Raw genomic sequence first — 15435 nt, forward strand, 5'->3', positions numbered from 1 at the left:
TCGCGAGCAAGCAGCTGGTGGTGTCTTTATCTATGTGGGCTTGGATCCTGTCAGTGACTTTGCCAAAGACCTCGGTATTCTAGACGATCAAGGTTGGGTGATCACTGATGATCATATGAAGACCTCCGTGCCGGGTGTCTTTGCGGTTGGAGATGTCCGCCAAAAAGATCTTCGTCAGGTCACTACAGCTGTTGGGGATGGCGCTGTCGCCGGTCAAGAAGCTTATAAATATATTACTGAACACGAAGAATAAGAAAGAAAGGAAGGGATGTTCGTCTGATGGAAAGAGACGGATAGCCCTTCTTTTTTACGATGAAAAATGAGGCTTAGCCCGGATTAAAGTCATGTGGTCCTGCTTAAAATGTGCTATAATGTGTTTAAAATTATTTTGGACTGTGCCAGTTGACAGAGCGTGACTGGTGCCATGACGTAAGAAAAAAGAAGAGGGATCAAACATGTACCCAGATGATAGTTTAACTCTCCATACTGATTTGTATCAAATCAATATGATGCAGGTTTACTTTGAGCAAGGCATCCACAATAAAAAGGCGGTCTTCGAAGCCTATTTCCGCCAGCAACCTTTTAAAAATGGCTATGCCGTCTTTGCAGGTCTTGAGCGCATTGTCAACTATTTGAAGAATCTACGTTTTTCAGAGTCGGATATTGCCTACTTAGAATCCTTAGGCTACGAAGGAGCCTTCCTGGATTACTTGAAAAATTTTAAAATGGAATTGACTGTTCGTTCTGCCAAAGAAGGGGACCTGGTCTTTGCCAATGAGCCGATTGTCCAAGTAGAAGGACCGCTTGCCCAGTGTCAGTTGGTTGAAACGGCCCTCCTCAATATTGTCAATTTCCAAACCTTGATTGCCACAAAAGCCGCTCGGATCAAGGCTGTGATCGAAGACGAACCTTTGATGGAGTTCGGAACTCGTAGAGCGCACGAAATGGATGCGGCTATTTGGGGAACCCGTGCAGCCGTTATTGGAGGCGCTAGCGGAACCAGTAACGTACGTGCAGGAAAACTCTTTGACATCCCTGTCCTTGGGACACATGCCCATGCCTTGGTGCAGGTCTATGGCGATGATTATAAAGCCTTCAAGGCCTATGCTGAGACCCATCGCAACTGTGTCTTCCTGGTGGATACCTATGATACGTTACGCATCGGAGTTCCAGCTGCGATTCAGGTGGCGCGTGAGATGGGCGATCGTATCAACTTCCTAGGAGTGCGGATTGACTCTGGAGATATTGCCTACATCTCGAAAAAGGTTCGCCAACAGTTGGATGAAGCTGGTTTCACAGAAGCGAAGATCTATGCTTCAAATGATTTGGATGAGAACACCATCCTCAACTTGAAGATGCAAAAGGCTAAGATTGATGTCTGGGGTGTCGGAACTAAGTTGATCACAGCCTATGACCAACCAGCTCTCGGAGCAGTCTATAAGATTGTTGCTATCGAAGACGAAAATGGTCAAATGCGAAATACCATCAAGCTGTCTAACAATGCTGAAAAAGTTTCAACCCCAGGAAAGAAGCAAGTTTGGCGTATTACCAGTCGGGAAAAAGGCAAATCTGAAGGGGATTACATCACTTACGATGGAGTAGATGTCAATGAACTGACAGAAATTAAGATGTTCCATCCGACCTATACCTATATCAAGAAGACGGTTCGAGATTTCGATGCCATCCCGCTCTTGGTCGATATTTTCAAAAATGGGGAACAAGTCTACGAATTGCCAACCTTGATGGATATCCAAGCCTATGCTCGGAAGGAATTTGACAAGCTCTGGGATGAGTACAAACGTGTCCTCAATCCACAACATTATCCCGTGGACTTGGCCAAGGACGTATGGCAAGATAAGATGGACCTCATTGATCAGATGCGTCAGAAAGCCTTGGGAGGTGAAGAAGAATGAGCCTACAAGAAGACATTATTGCCCAATTAGGGGTCAAACCAGTCATTGATCCTCAAGAAGAGATTCGCCGGTCGATTGATTTTTTGAAGGATTACTTGCAAAAACATCCTTTTCTAAAGACCTTTGTCTTAGGAATTTCAGGAGGTCAGGACTCGACCCTAGCGGGTCGCCTGGCTCAATTAGCCATGGAGGAAATGCGGGCAGAGACTGGAGATGCCAGTTATCAGTTTGTTGCAGTTCGCTTGCCCTACGGTGTCCAAGCGGATGAAGCAGATGCCCAAAAGGCCTTGGCCTTCATCCAGCCAGACGTCAGCCTGGTCGTGAACATCAAGGAATCGGTCGATGCCATGGAGCGTGCTGTCGAAGCGACAGGAACGGATGTCTCAGACTTTAACAAGGGCAATATCAAGGCCCGGAGTCGGATGATTGCTCAGTATGCTTTAGCGGGTGCCTATAGCGGAGCCGTCATTGGGACAGACCATGCAGCCGAAAACATCACTGGATTCTTTACCAAGTTTGGAGACGGTGGAGCCGATATTCTGCCTCTCTACCGCCTTAACAAGCGCCAAGGCAAGCAGTTGCTTCAGGCGCTGGGAGCTGATCCTGCCTTGTATGAAAAGGTACCGATTGCGGATTTGGAAGAGGAGAAGCCAGGTATCGCTGACGAAGTAGCTCTTGGGGTGACCTATGCAGAAATTGATGACTACCTAGAAGGAAAATCAGTTAGCCCGGAAGCTCAAGCAACCATTGAAAACTGGTGGCACAAAGGCCAACACAAACGCCATCTACCGATTACGGTATTTGATACCTTCTGGCGTTGATAGGTAAGAAAAGTCGACAGATAAAGTGACCAGATAGGTCAAAAAACAAGCCTAGAGAAGATCGAGTGGATCTTCTCTTTTTTCTTTACTCTTATTTCAAAAGCTAGCAGAGGGATTGTCTAGCTATGAGAGAAGATTAGAATAACGCTAGTTAGTAAATAGTTTGATATCGAGGAACAAATCCGGTATGATAAGAGTAATGATTCTTGTTGCTTAGGAATGGAATAAAAGGAGTGAGTCTAAGAGAGTGCTCCTATAAAAATATGAGACTGGAGTTACTTTTAAGTCGGTCTTTTAGACGAAATGAGGTAAAGGGATGTCAAAAGAAAAATATCTTCAACTAAAAAAAGAATTGAAGATTCGATTTATGCTGAATATACTGATTGCTTTAATAGCTACTGTGTTTTATATCCAGATGGTAGTCAACCATTCTCGCTATATGGTCTATGTACTGATTGGCATTGGTGCTCTTTCTCTGATGAATCAGTTTCTTATTTTACCTGTTTACAATGCGAAAAAAGAGGCGGAGCTTGAACACCCTGAGTGGAAGACTTTACCAACAAAGGGAGTAGAAATTCCTCAGGAAGAAGCTGGGAAACGGAATATGATCGCCCTTTTAGCTCTGGCTCTTGTAGTTGTTGGATTTCATTTTTTTTACCATCCTATCTTAAAAATGGATACGGAATCAAATCTTATCGAAGATAGCAGAGATGTTGAATCAGTTTTAGAGCATCGAACAGAAGAGCCTGAAGAATACGAATCCTCTTCAGGGCTTGAGAAAGAAGAGGAGGGTAGTCGAGATGACCAGGAAAATAGTGGGTCTAATGAAGGTTCTACGGAGTCAAGCCTAGATATCGATAAGGCGTATGATTTTGCCGAAAAAGCTCAGCAGGAAAATTGGCTAAGAGGCGGAGAATAACCATTTGATTAAAGAGGTGTCTGCGAAGATAGCTACAGAAGCCATGATTCTATATTCTGTCCCAGAGGAAGTGACAATTTAAAGGGGATGCATGATTCGTTATTAGAGTAAACCAGGTGGCATTTGCCCATAAGAGGAAAAATGATGAAAAGAGATACTATTTTTATTGAAGTGAAAATTAATGAACTCATTAAATTTAATGAAATGATGATTAAGGAATGGTTACAAGAGTTAGACCAACTTAACCAAGGAATTAATCCTTATAAACGTCCAATTGAAGAAGTTATTAGGCTAACTAAAGAAGATATTTCTATTTATCAAGAAAAGAAAATGATAGCTACCTATACAGCAGGTTATCCTATTGAAGATTTTAAGGAGGAATACATTAATTTTGTTAATAGCCTTCTTCCAGTTTGGCAGAGCAATTCTGGCTATCTCCAAATGATTCGGGCTCTTTCTATTGGGATTCTGTTAGATATTGAGGAGGGGATTTTTGATCGGTTAGTAGACTTAGTCAAAAAGGATGATCCAGAGGATTATTTGATAGATTACTTGATTCAATCACGTCATCCAAAGTGGACGATTCGGATAAACTATAATTTCCCAAGACCCTATGGGTTTACTAGAAAAATCATTGAAGAAGATAATTCTAATCAAGCTCTCAAGTTGCTCAAAGAATATGTAACTAAGAAATGGTATCCTGGACATCGGGATACTAGTTGGTATGACTTGCATAAAGAGAATATTGATAATTATTATGGCTACTGGTCCTTTGAGTCGGGGGCTCTCTGCAAGCTTAAGGGCTTGGATTATAAGGAATTAGAAGGACTTTCATATTTTCCTTATGATTTGGTTGCGGAAAAATAGCTGTGAGATGAACTCTAAGTTTGATACCTTCTGGCGTTGATAGGAAAGAAAAGTCGGTTGAGCCGACTTTTTTAAAACAGGAAAGGAGGAAAGAGGATGAGGAAATTAGGTTCTATTGAATTGGGGACCAAGCGTTTATTATTAAGACGCTTTGTTGTAGAGGATGCAAAGGCAATGTTTGAAAATTGGGCGTCTGATAGAGATAATCTTAAATATGTGACTTGGGATCCCCATACAAATCCTCAAGTGACTCAAGCTTCAATTGAGAGATGGCTCCTTCATTACCAAGAGGAAAACACATACAAATGGGCGATTTGCAAGAAAGATGATCCCACACAAGTGATAGGTGATATCAGTGTCGTTTCTCAGAATCCACAAAAAGAACTGTGTGAAGTCGGCTATATTCTAGGGAAGAACTTCTGGGGTCAAGGTCTGATGACAGAAGCCCTCCAGACTGTTTTACACTTTTTGTTGGTAGAGGTGGGATTCAAGGAAATTCAGGCCAAGTATGTCAGTTTGAACCCTGCTTCGGGAAGGGTTATGGAAAAAGCTGGGATGCAATATCTAGCTACTCTCCCAAATGCTGTTGCCAGAAAAGGCTATGTCGGAGATCAAATAATCTACACTATCCATTCTTCTGACCTTTAAAACAATTTTTACTTGAAGATTTTAGCCAATGGTCTATAATGGTAAGTAGCTTTACAAAGGAGAATCTTATGTCAGAATTAACACAAGAATTTACAGATCAACTCTATGCGAATTACCAAGCAAATGTGAAATTTGTGGCTCTTGAAAATGCCATCACCCACAATGGGATTCATGCGGCTTTAGAGACACGCAAAAGTGCGGTTGAAAATACACCCGTCTTTTCTCTTGATTTGACCAAGGATAAGGTGACGGACCAGAAAGCTTCTGGTCGTTGTTGGATGTTTGCGGCTCTGAATACCTTCCGTCATAAAATGATTGCCAGCTTCCAATTAGAGGATTTTGAGTTGTCTCAAGCTCATACCTTCTTCTGGGACAAGTACGAAAAATCCAACTGGTTCTTGGAACAAATCATTGCGACAGCGGATCAGGATTTGGCCAGCCGCAAGGTGGCCTTCCTCCTTCAAACCCCTCAACAAGATGGTGGTCAATGGGATATGGTCGTTTCCCTTTTTGAAAAATATGGGGTCGTACCCAAGTCTGTCTATCCAGAATCCATCTCATCTAGCAATAGCCGGGAGCTCAATACCTACTTAAACAAATTGTTGCGTCAAGATGCGCAGATCCTGCGCGAATTGCTTGCGACTGGAGCAGATCAAGGGACGGTTCAAAGCAAGAAAGAAGAGCTCCTCCAAGAAATCTTTAATTTCTTAGCTATGTCACTGGGCTTGCCCCCTCGTACATTTAGTTTCTCTTATCGCGATAAGGACAATAACTTCCACACAGAGTCTGGCTTGACACCTCAAAGCTTTTACAAAAAATATGTAGATCTTCAGTTGGAGGATTACGTTTCTGTGATTAATGCGCCTACGGCAGACAAGCCTTATGGCCAGTCCTACACAGTTGAGATGCTGGGGAATGTGGTCGGTAGCCGTGAAGTCCGCTACCTTAATGTTCCGATGGAGCGCTTGAAAGAATTGGCCATTGCCCAAATGAAAGCTGGGGAAACTGTTTGGTTTGGATCAGATGTCGGCCAAGTTAGCAACCGCAAAGCTGGAATCCTGGCAACAGATGTCTATGACTTTGAAGCGGGAATGGATATCCAGCTGACTCAAGATAAGGCAGGGCGTTTGGATTATGCAGAAAGTCTCATGACCCATGCTATGGTCTTGACTGGTGTGGATCTGGATGAAGCTGGACTCCCTCTCAAATGGAAGGTTGAAAATTCTTGGGGAGACAAAGTTGGAACAGATGGCTACTTTGTAGCTTCTGACGCCTGGATGGACGAATACACCTACCAAATCGTTGTCCGCAAGGAACTGTTAACAGCGAAAGAATTGGCTGCTTATGAGGCAGAGCCAATCGTCTTGGCTCCATGGGATCCGATGGGTGCCTTGGCTTTTAAATAAGATACATAAAAAACACGATTGGTTAAGAACAATCGTGTTTTATTAATATAGTGTGGTCTAATTAGTGATTTTGCTCATTCTCTTTAGAAGATGATTCTGTGTGTTCAGAATTCTCTTCTGAGTTAGATGAACTAGAACTTGAACTATCTTCTGTTGCGTCAGTGCTTGGTTCGACACTTGGCTCATAATAGTAATTGTAGTTATTGTAGTTATTCTTACCATTATTGAGATATAGGTAAGAACCGCTACGGTATACACCACTTGGTTGGGTCCAATCAGTGCTACCTGATCCGTTTTGCTCATACAAATACAACATCATTTGTTTGTAGACATCTGTTGCGACTTTGATTCCATCATCCAGTACGGGAGTCAAGCGATTGGTGTACCCTGTCCAAACAGCCATAGAATATTGCGTGGTGTAACCCACAAACGATTCATCAGGTGTCACAATGCTTGAGTAACTGTAGTCTTTGGTTAGTTTTTTTAATTCGTTGTCGGCATAGTTAGAGGTACCTGTTTTACCAGCGTGATAAAGACCAGAGATATTTGCATTGTATCCTAAACCAGCTGTGATAACTGATTTCAACATATCTGTCATCATGTAAGCTGTGGCTTCTTTCATCACTCGTGTTCCAGAGGTATCGAAGTTCTTCGTTGTACCATCGCTAAAGACAACCCGATTCACATATTGTGGCTTGTAATAGGTACCGCCATTTGCGAAGGTTGCATAAGCAGCGGCCATTTTCTCACTGCTAGCCCCGTATTTGTTGCTAGAGTCGCTGGTATTACTTGAGATGGCATTTGCATATACCATTTCTGGATAATCGATTCCGATGCTGCTCAAGAATTTCTGAGCCTTCTTCAAACCAACTTTTTCAAGGGCCCGGACCGCAGTAACGTTACGGGATTGTTGGAGAGCATAGACCATGCTGATATTGCCATAGTATTGTCTATCCCAGTTATAAATCTGCGTATTTGTACCAGGGAAGTTGTAAGGTGTATCAGGAATGGTTACTCCAGTGGAGCTATATTCTTCATGTTCAATCGCGGGAGCATAGTCTGAGATAGGTTTCATTGTAGATCCCCAATCTCGGTTTGTTTCGACAGCTTGGTTGGTACCGAAGGATACATTAGATGATTGATGACGGGCTCCCAACTGAGCAATGACTTTTCCGTTTGTCACGTCGATGATAGTAGAAGCAACTTGCAACTCATTATCTGGATAATTGACATATTCGTCAGAGTTGTAAATATCCCACAGACGTTTTTGAGCTGCGGTATCGACGTTGGTGTAGACATCCATACCAGTTGTCAAGACATTGTAGCCTGTCTCTTCTTCGACTTGTTGGATGACTTCTTTAAGGTAGTTATCCATATAAGCAGGATAGTTGCTTGAGCCTGTCAGACTTTGTAAGCCATCTGTAACAGGTGTATTGACGGCACTTTCGTACTGTTCGTTTGTAATGGACTTCATGTCCAACATTTCTTTAAGAACCAGATTACGGCGTTGGAGTGCAGCTTCCGGATTGGTATAAGGGTCGTATTGGTTGGGTGCCTGAGGCATTCCGGCTAATAGGGCCACTTGTGGCAGAGAAAGGTCCTTCAATTCTTTTGCATAGTAGCTACGAGCAGCTGTTTGCATTCCGTAGTTACCGTTAGACATGTAGACTTTGTTGATGTAGTAGGTCAAAATCTCTTGTTTAGTGGCTTTTTGTTCTAATTGTGTCGCAAGCCAAGCTTCTTGGATTTTCCGAGATAGGGTTTGGTCGGACGAAGAAGTAGAGAAGTAAGTGAGCTTGATCAATTGCTGTGTAAGAGTGGATCCCCCTTGGCGACCTCCTCGGAGGTTACTGAAGAAGGCTCCTCCAATACGAATAAAGTCGACCCCTCTGTGGTTGAAAAAGCGGTGGTCTTCAATCGCCACAATCGCATTGACCAAGTCGGTTGGGATTTCATTTGTTTTTACGTTGATTCGTTTCTCAGCACCCAAGTCGGCAATCAGATTGTTTTGATTGTCATAGATTTTACTGGAAGTCGTTGCGATGAGGTCTTTCTCAGAAAGAGTCGGTGCTTTTGAGGCATAGTATCCAAATATCAATCCACCCAGAATAAGTAAAAGGAAAAATAAGGAAATAGCCGCAATCGCTGCATATTTTAACCACTGGATAACTGTTTGTTTGTTCATTTAATTACCGCCTAGTAGATTCTGTTCGATAATATCGAGATAAGGGACGCTTGGAAGGCAATCTGTCTCGATACGATAACCATTTTCCTGTATATAGGTCAATGGCATAGATTTACTGCCGTGATCGATGTTGTAAAAGTCTATTAAGGAAGGAGCGGGCAGTAGATAAGTCTCATTGAGCTTTGCAAAATGCAAGAGCACAAAACAAATTCCTCCCTGTTGGACGACCGCAGCCATGTGATCAATCTGGTGCTGATGAAAGTTCTTCATCGGCATGGATTGTTTCTGCTGGGTCTCTTTTGCTTCAAAATCAATGTAGTGTCCTTTATAAACACCAGAATAGTCTGTGGTAGACGCCTGGCGAAAATAAGCTTCCACAATCTTTGCCCGACTGCGATGAGGATAGTCCACCTTTACAATCTGTATGGGTGTCGGCTTTTTATGAATCACCGCTAGCCCTCTAGAAAGGTAGTACTGATTGCTCTCATTAATCATTTTTTCAAATGTCATCCCTCGATTGGCAAAATTCACACTTTGCTTCCTCTGGATGGGCGAAGAAGATTTCTTGCTAAGTTTGTGAGGATAGTTGACCATCATTCTCCTTATTGGTACAATTACATCACTCTATTATATCACAAAATGAAGAAGGGAGGGGAAATAATGAATAGTTTACTGATTACAGGATACAAGGCATTTGAATTGGGAATTCTGACAACAAAGGACCCTAGACTTCCCATTATTAAAGAGGCGATTCGCAGGGATTTAGTCCGTTTTTTGGAAGAGGGGGTCAAGTGGCTGATTTTTACGGGTAATCTAGGTTTTGAAGCCTGGGCCTTGGAGGTTGCCCAGGAATTAAAAAAAGAATACGAGATACAGTTGGCCACGATTTTTATGTTTGAAAACCAAGGAGAGAACTGGAATGAGGCCAATCAAGAACTCCTTAGTCGCTTTAAGCAGGTTGATTTTGTCAAGTATGCCTATCCCTCTTATAGCCAGCCAGGCCAATTTAAAGAATACAATACATTTTTGTTAGAAAATACAGATGGCGCTTATTTATTTTACGATCCAGAACACGAAACAAATCTCAAATATCTTTACAAAATGATGCTAGAAATGGATCAGTATCAGGTCAAAAGATTAAACTTTGATGACTTAAATGAAGTAGCAGAAAAAATTTACGAAAAATAAGTGATTTACCTTGATTTTTGCTCCTCATTTTTTATATAATGATTATGATTAACTAGAACGGAGAGAATGATGGCAAGTATTATTTTTACTGCGAAAGATATTTTTGATCAAGATTTCAAAAAAGAAGTTCGTGGATTTAGTAAAGTTGAGGTAAATGAGTTTTTGGATGATGTCATCAAAGACTATGAAACCTATGCTGCCTTAGTGAAGGAATTGAAAGAAGAAAATGCTCGGCTCCGTGAAGAATTAGCGAAGAAAACGAGCCAAGCAACTCCGAGTCCATCAGTTCCTGAGTCTGCTCCAAAGCATGAGTTTCCTCAGGTCACTACTACGACAAACTTCGATATTTTGAAACGCTTAAATCGTCTAGAAAAAGAAGTCTTCGGGAAACAAGTTGTAGATCGTGATTTTTAAGACATAAAAGATGAATCGTGCAATTTTTGGATAATCGCGTGAGAGCTTTCTCTCATGAGGAAAGTCCATGCTAGCACAGGCTGGGATGCCTGTAGTGTTTGTGCTAGGTGAATCCATAAGCCTAGGGACTTGATCTTCAAGTTACGGCGAGCGAACGGGCTAAGTCTTAGGATAAGTTCTACTAGCTCTGAAAGTGCCACAGTGACGTAGTTTTTAGGGAAACCTAAAAAGTGGAACGCGGTAAACCCCTCAAGCTAGCAACCCAAACTTTGGTCGGGGCATGGGATGCATGGAAACGAACATAGCATTCTGACTGGAAACAGTAGACAGATGATTATCGAAGGAAATGGTACCTAGTCATTTCTGGAACAAAACATGGCTTATAGAAAATTGCATATAGGTGGTGAGGGGGAGAGAAATCTCAACCTCCTTTTTTAAACAATGAGGAACACATGAAAAAACAATTTGAATTAATTGCGACAGCTGCTGCTGGATTAGAAGCAGTGGTTGGGCGTGAATTACGAGAGCTCGGCTACGATTGCCAAGTGGAAAATGGACGAGTCCGTTTCAAAGGCGATGTTCGTGCAATCATCGAAACCAATCTTTGGTTGCGGGCTGCAGACCGAATCAAGATCGTCGTAGGATCCTTTCCTGCCCGTACCTTTGAAGAACTCTTTCAAGGAGTTTTTGCCTTGGATTGGGACCAATATCTCCCTTTAGGAGCACGTTTTCCCATTTCCAAAGCAAAATGTGTTAAATCCAAACTGCATAACGAACCGAGTGTACAAGCGATTTCGAAAAAGGCAGTTGTTAAAAAGTTGCAACAACACTATGCTCGTCCGGAAGGCGTTCCATTGATCGAAAATGGAGCAGAATTTAAAATTGAAGTTTCTATCTTGAAGGACCAAGCGACCATTTTAATCGACACCACTGGTAGTAGCCTGTTCAAGCGCGGTTATCGGACTGAAAAGGGTGGGGCACCTATCAAGGAAAATATGGCGGCAGCCATTCTTCAACTTTCCAATTGGTATCCAGATAAGCCCCTGGTTGATCCGACCTGTGGATCAGGGACCTTCTGTATCGAGGCTGCGATGATGGCTCGTCAGATAGCACCGGGCTTGAGACGGACCTTCTCATTTGAAGATTGGAATTGGGTTGACGATCGTCTGATTCAAGAAGTGCGCAAAGAAGCCACTAAAAAGATCAATCGTGATCTTGTCCTAGACATCATGGGAACGGATATCGATGCGCGGATGGTTGAGATTGCCAAAGAAAATGCTCAAAAAGCAGGTGTTGCAAGTGATATCACCTTTAAGCAAATGCGGGTTCAAGATTTGCGCTCGGATAAGATCAATGGGGTCATCATCTCCAATCCACCGTATGGTGAACGTTTATCCGATGATGCAGGAGTGACAAAATTGTACGCTGAAATGGGAGAGGTTTTTGCACCATTGAAGACTTGGAGTAAATTTATCTTGACCAGTGATGAAGATTTTGAAAAGAAATTTGGGCGACAAGCGGATAAAAAACGAAAATTATATAACGGAACCTTAAAGGTTGACTTGTATCAGTTCTTTGGGGAACGGGTACGTCGACAAGCGACTAGTGAGAAAGGAAACATATGACAAAAGAAGATAAACAGCAGTTGGGCCAAGAGGCAGAGTCCGTTCTTGATTTTAAGGACGCCAAAGAGATGACGATTGGCCAAGCAAACCGCAAAGCTGAAGAAATCGAAGCAGGGGTCAAAGAAACAGACAATGTCCTCGATAAATACATCAAACAGCACCGTGAGGAAATCGAAGCTCAAAAGTTTGATACCATCGTCATGCAAAAGGAAATGTTGGCTGAGGCAGAGGCTACAACCACTGTGGAACAAGCGGAGGCAATTCCAAACGAAGAACCTGCAACAGAAGTAAGTTCAGCAGAAGCAGCTAAAAAAGAGGTTGCATCTGCTCGCATTCCAGATCCAATTCCTGGGGAACGCCCTGCAAAAATTAAGTTTGGTCCAGAGCCAACAGAACCATATGTGGATGAAGAAATTGAGATTCCTGAAGAACCGAAAAAAAGCCGGGTCAAACCAATTTTGTTTTCAGTTTTAGCTCTGACAGCAGTTGCTACGGCTAGTTGGTTGTCTTATCAATGGATCCGTAACCAGTCTAAAGGGGAAACGACAGTCGTCTCTTCTACTAGCTCATCTAGCAAGAAGTCCTCTAGTTCTTCTTCCTCAACGAGCGCAAATACAGAGGCTTTGCTGAAGGATTTTAACGATCAGTATGTAGCTTTCTTTACAGATGACACGCAGACGAAGTTGAAAAATGATTCTTTTGGTAATTTGGAAAAACTAAAAGCCAGTTTAGATAAATTGAAAGACACCAAGGAATACGATGCAGCCAAAAGTAAATACGATGAATTGGTGAAGCAGGTTTCTGCTATTCAAACAGTAAACTCTCAGTTTACCAGCCCAGTTATTAAGGATGGGGCCATCGATACCAAGGCGCAGGTAAAGAGTGATGCTGTCTTTTCAGATGCGTCAACAGCTAATACACAATTGAACCAATTATTGAAGGATGCAGCTTCTCAAGGACGCTCGCAACAAGTTGCGACTCCAGCACCCGTGACAGATGGTGGTGGCAGTGTTGCAGGTGGAAATGCAGTTTCTTCAGGAACGGTAACCAGTCCAGCTCCTACACCAGCCCCAGCTACTGAAGGCAACACGATAGGCGGAGTGAACCCAGGCTATTCTGGCTTTGGCCTTCAAAGTACTGGTGTGCCACTTCAACGAAACTTGAGCCGGGTGCCATACAACCAAGCAGCGCTTGACGATGTAAACAATCCTGCATGGACCTTTAACCCTGGTATTTTGGAGAAAGTTCTGAAGATTGCTCGGGAACGTGGGCATATCGTTGGAGATCAATACATCTTGGAACGCGTGAATATCATCAACGGCAATGGTTATTACAACCTCTTTAAGCCAGATGGAACTTATTTGTTTAGTATCAATGCTAAAACAGGCTACTTTGTCGGAAACGGAAAAGGCCATTCCGATGCATTGGATTATTAAGAATTAAAAAAACTTCTCTTTGAAAGAGAAGTCTTTTGTTTTTTATACGATATGGCGTGTGAATGGATCGTCAGAAATACCTTGTTCGAGAATCAATTTGCACCACTCTTTGGCAGAAAAGAGGCTGTGATCTTTATAGTTTCCGCAAGATTCAATCGTCGTTCCTGGGACGTCCTCCCAGCTAGTCGCTTCAGCAATTTCCTCTAGGGAGGATTTAATGACTTGTGCAATGGTTTTTGGATTGTGCTGTCCCCACATAATCATATGGAAGCCAGTACGACACCCAAATGGGGAACAATCGATCATTCCATCAATGCGTTTACGGATCAACATAGCTAATAGATGCTCAATTGTATGTAAACCAGCAGTCGGGATAGAGTCTTCATTTGGTTGAACCAAGCGGATATCGTAGTTTGAGATGACATCTCCTTTTGGTCCAGTTTCCTCTCCGATTAGGCGGACGTAAGGGGCTTTTACAGCAGTGTGGTCTAATTCAAAACTTTCCACAATAACTTCTTTCGTCATGTATCTTCCTCAATTTCTTTTTTCTTGATTATAGCACAATTGTCAGTGGATGAAAACATAAGAGAAGAGAGAGGCAAGTAGCCGTTGAAATAAGATTCAGAAGCTTGTTTTTAGGGTGTTTTTCCGTTAGAATCAAAGGAAAGAAGCATTAGAATAATAGCAGAAATAGATTAGTTTTCGCTAGAAAATTTGTTTGTTAATTTTGTAAAAATATGATAAAATAATAAAGAATTTTTTAATTCAACTATTCATTAGATTAGGGGTAAAAACATGGAATTTGGAATTGCAATTGTTTTTGCCGCAATCATTGGTTTAGTCATTGGATATGTAGGGATCTCAGTCAAGATGAAAGCATCGAAAGAGGCTGCAGAACTTACTCTTTTAAATGCTGAACAAGAAGCAACGAATTTACGTGGACAGGCAGAGCGCGAAGCTGATTTGATTTTGAAAGAAGCTAAGCACGAGTCTAGTTCACTTAAAAAAGAAGCACTTTTGGAGGCAAAGGAAGAAGCCAGAAAATATCGAGAAGAAGTCGATGCTGAGTTTAAATCAGAGCGTCAAGAATTAAAACAATTAGAAACCCGCTTAGCGGAACGTTCGAATAATCTTGATCGCAAAGATGACAATCTTACGAGCAAAGAGCAAGCTCTTGAACAAAAAGAGCAAAGTCTTTCAGATAGAACTAAACACATTGATGCGCGTGAAGAACAATTACATGAGCTAGAAAAGAAGAAAGAAGAAGAATTAGAAAAAATTGCTTCTCTGACTCAATCGGAAGCACGTGATATTATCTTAACGCAAACAGAAGAACGACTTTCCAAAGAGATTGCGACTCGAATTCGAGAAGCAGAAGTGGAAGTGAAAGAACGTTCAGATAAAGTTGCAAAAGATATCCTGGTTCAAGCCATGCAACGGATGGCCGGGGATTTTGTGGCAGAACAGACCAACTCAACGGTTCATTTACCAGATGATGGAATGAAGGGCCGGATTATTGGTCGCGAAGGTCGAAATATCCGAACCTTCGAAAGCTTGACAGGTGTGGATGTGATTATTGATGACACTCCAGAAGTAGTCACCCTGTCTGCATTTGATCCGATTCGTCGGGAAATCGCACGAATGACCATGGAAAGTCTCTTGAAAGATGGTCGCATCCATCCAGCTCGGATTGAAGAGTTGGTAGAGAAGAACCGTTTGGAAATTGACCAACGGATTCGTGAATATGGTGAAGCAGCAGCCTATGAAATTGGCGCACCAAATCTACATCCTGATTTGATGAAGATTATGGGACGCTTGCAATTCAGAACTTCTTATGGACAGAACGTCTTGCGTCACTCCATTGAGGTTGCTAAGTTATCTGGTATTATTGCTAGTGAGCTTGGTGAAAATGCTACCTTGGCTCGTCGAGCTGGTTTCCTTCATGATATTGGTAAAGCCATCGACCGTGAGGTAGAAGGTAGCCACGTAGAAATTGGTACTGAATTAGCTCGT

Annotated in this window: 15 protein-coding genes and 1 other RNA gene; 13 read left to right on the forward strand and 3 right to left on the reverse strand. The window is 42.3% G+C overall.

Going from position 1 to position 15435, the window contains the following annotated elements:
- From ACLOR3_RS09775 to pepC, 7 genes are all read left to right on the forward strand, one after another.
- Window positions 1–253, forward strand: a 253-nt coding sequence (locus tag ACLOR3_RS09775; RefSeq protein ID WP_412037190.1) for an NAD(P)/FAD-dependent oxidoreductase, incomplete at its 5' end; no start/stop codon positions are given.
- A gap of 202 nt (window positions 254–455) precedes the next feature.
- Window positions 456–1913 (forward strand): nicotinate phosphoribosyltransferase, encoded by a 1458-nt coding sequence (locus tag ACLOR3_RS09780; protein WP_411400994.1) that lies wholly within the window; start codon window positions 456–458, stop codon window positions 1911–1913.
- Window positions 1910–2734 carry an NAD(+) synthase gene (nadE, locus tag ACLOR3_RS09785; protein ID WP_129270655.1) on the forward strand — a complete coding sequence of 275 codons (825 nt, stop codon included), beginning with the start codon at window positions 1910–1912 and terminating at the stop codon, window positions 2732–2734. The genes ACLOR3_RS09780 and nadE overlap by 4 nt, the downstream gene beginning before the upstream one ends.
- Window positions 2735–3050: 316 nt before the next feature.
- Window positions 3051–3653 carry a hypothetical protein gene (locus tag ACLOR3_RS09790; RefSeq protein WP_195348297.1) on the forward strand — a complete coding sequence of 201 codons (603 nt, stop codon included), beginning with the start codon at window positions 3051–3053 and terminating at the stop codon, window positions 3651–3653.
- Between the two features lie 144 nt (window positions 3654–3797).
- Window positions 3798–4520 carry a PoNe immunity protein domain-containing protein gene (locus tag ACLOR3_RS09795; protein WP_411401004.1) on the forward strand — a complete coding sequence of 241 codons (723 nt, stop codon included), beginning with the start codon at window positions 3798–3800 and terminating at the stop codon, window positions 4518–4520.
- Window positions 4521–4616: 96 nt separating this feature from the next.
- Entirely contained in the window at window positions 4617–5168 is a 552-nt protein-coding gene (locus tag ACLOR3_RS09800; RefSeq protein ID WP_154854854.1) for a GNAT family N-acetyltransferase, read from the forward strand.
- Window positions 5169–5236: 68 nt separating this feature from the next.
- A complete protein-coding gene (gene pepC / locus ACLOR3_RS09805; protein WP_411400995.1) occupies window positions 5237–6574 on the forward strand; it encodes an aminopeptidase C in 1338 nt (445 codons plus the stop codon).
- Between the two features lie 61 nt (window positions 6575–6635).
- Here the strand turns inward: pepC and pbp1a are convergent, their stop codons facing one another.
- The gene (gene pbp1a / locus ACLOR3_RS09810) at window positions 6636–8759 is read right to left on the reverse strand and encodes a penicillin-binding protein PBP1A (RefSeq protein ID WP_411400996.1); all 2124 of its coding nucleotides are present in this window, start codon (window positions 8757–8759) and stop codon (window positions 6636–6638) included.
- Window positions 8760–9353 (reverse strand): Holliday junction resolvase RecU, encoded by a 594-nt coding sequence (recU, locus tag ACLOR3_RS09815; protein WP_154854844.1) that lies wholly within the window; start codon window positions 9351–9353, stop codon window positions 8760–8762.
- A 66-nt stretch (window positions 9354–9419) separates the two neighbouring features.
- On the opposite strand from recU, the gene ACLOR3_RS09820 reads away from it, so the two are divergent.
- From ACLOR3_RS09820 to ACLOR3_RS09840, 5 genes are all read left to right on the forward strand, one after another.
- On the forward strand, window positions 9420–9947 hold the full coding sequence (locus tag ACLOR3_RS09820; protein WP_411400997.1) for an SLOG family protein: 528 nt from the start codon (window positions 9420–9422) through the stop codon (window positions 9945–9947).
- A 69-nt stretch (window positions 9948–10016) separates the two neighbouring features.
- Window positions 10017–10361: a cell division regulator GpsB gene (gene gpsB, locus ACLOR3_RS09825; RefSeq protein ID WP_006597079.1), complete on the forward strand. Its 345-nt coding sequence runs from the start codon at window positions 10017–10019 to the stop codon at window positions 10359–10361.
- A 22-nt stretch (window positions 10362–10383) separates the two neighbouring features.
- An RNA gene (gene rnpB / locus ACLOR3_RS09830) (RNase P RNA component class B) lies at window positions 10384–10749 on the forward strand.
- A 64-nt stretch (window positions 10750–10813) separates the two neighbouring features.
- Window positions 10814–11986, forward strand: coding sequence for a THUMP domain-containing class I SAM-dependent RNA methyltransferase (locus tag ACLOR3_RS09835; protein ID WP_350019154.1), 1173 nt, complete (start codon window positions 10814–10816; stop codon window positions 11984–11986).
- Window positions 11983–13422 carry a cell division site-positioning protein MapZ family protein gene (locus tag ACLOR3_RS09840; RefSeq protein WP_129270667.1) on the forward strand — a complete coding sequence of 480 codons (1440 nt, stop codon included), beginning with the start codon at window positions 11983–11985 and terminating at the stop codon, window positions 13420–13422. Before ACLOR3_RS09835 ends, ACLOR3_RS09840 begins: the two co-directional genes overlap by 4 nt.
- A gap of 42 nt (window positions 13423–13464) precedes the next feature.
- Here ACLOR3_RS09840 and ACLOR3_RS09845 read toward each other — a convergent pair whose 3' ends face one another.
- On the reverse strand, window positions 13465–13947 hold the full coding sequence (locus ACLOR3_RS09845; protein WP_048691946.1) for an S-ribosylhomocysteine lyase: 483 nt from the start codon (window positions 13945–13947) through the stop codon (window positions 13465–13467).
- 270 nt (window positions 13948–14217) lie between these two features.
- On the opposite strand from ACLOR3_RS09845, the gene rny reads away from it, so the two are divergent.
- On the forward strand, window positions 14218–15435 hold a 1218-nt coding region (rny, locus tag ACLOR3_RS09850), incomplete at its 3' end, for a ribonuclease Y (RefSeq protein ID WP_412037191.1).

This window comes from Streptococcus intestinihominis, from assembly GCF_046824975.1.
Lineage (GTDB): Bacteria > Bacillota > Bacilli > Lactobacillales > Streptococcaceae > Streptococcus.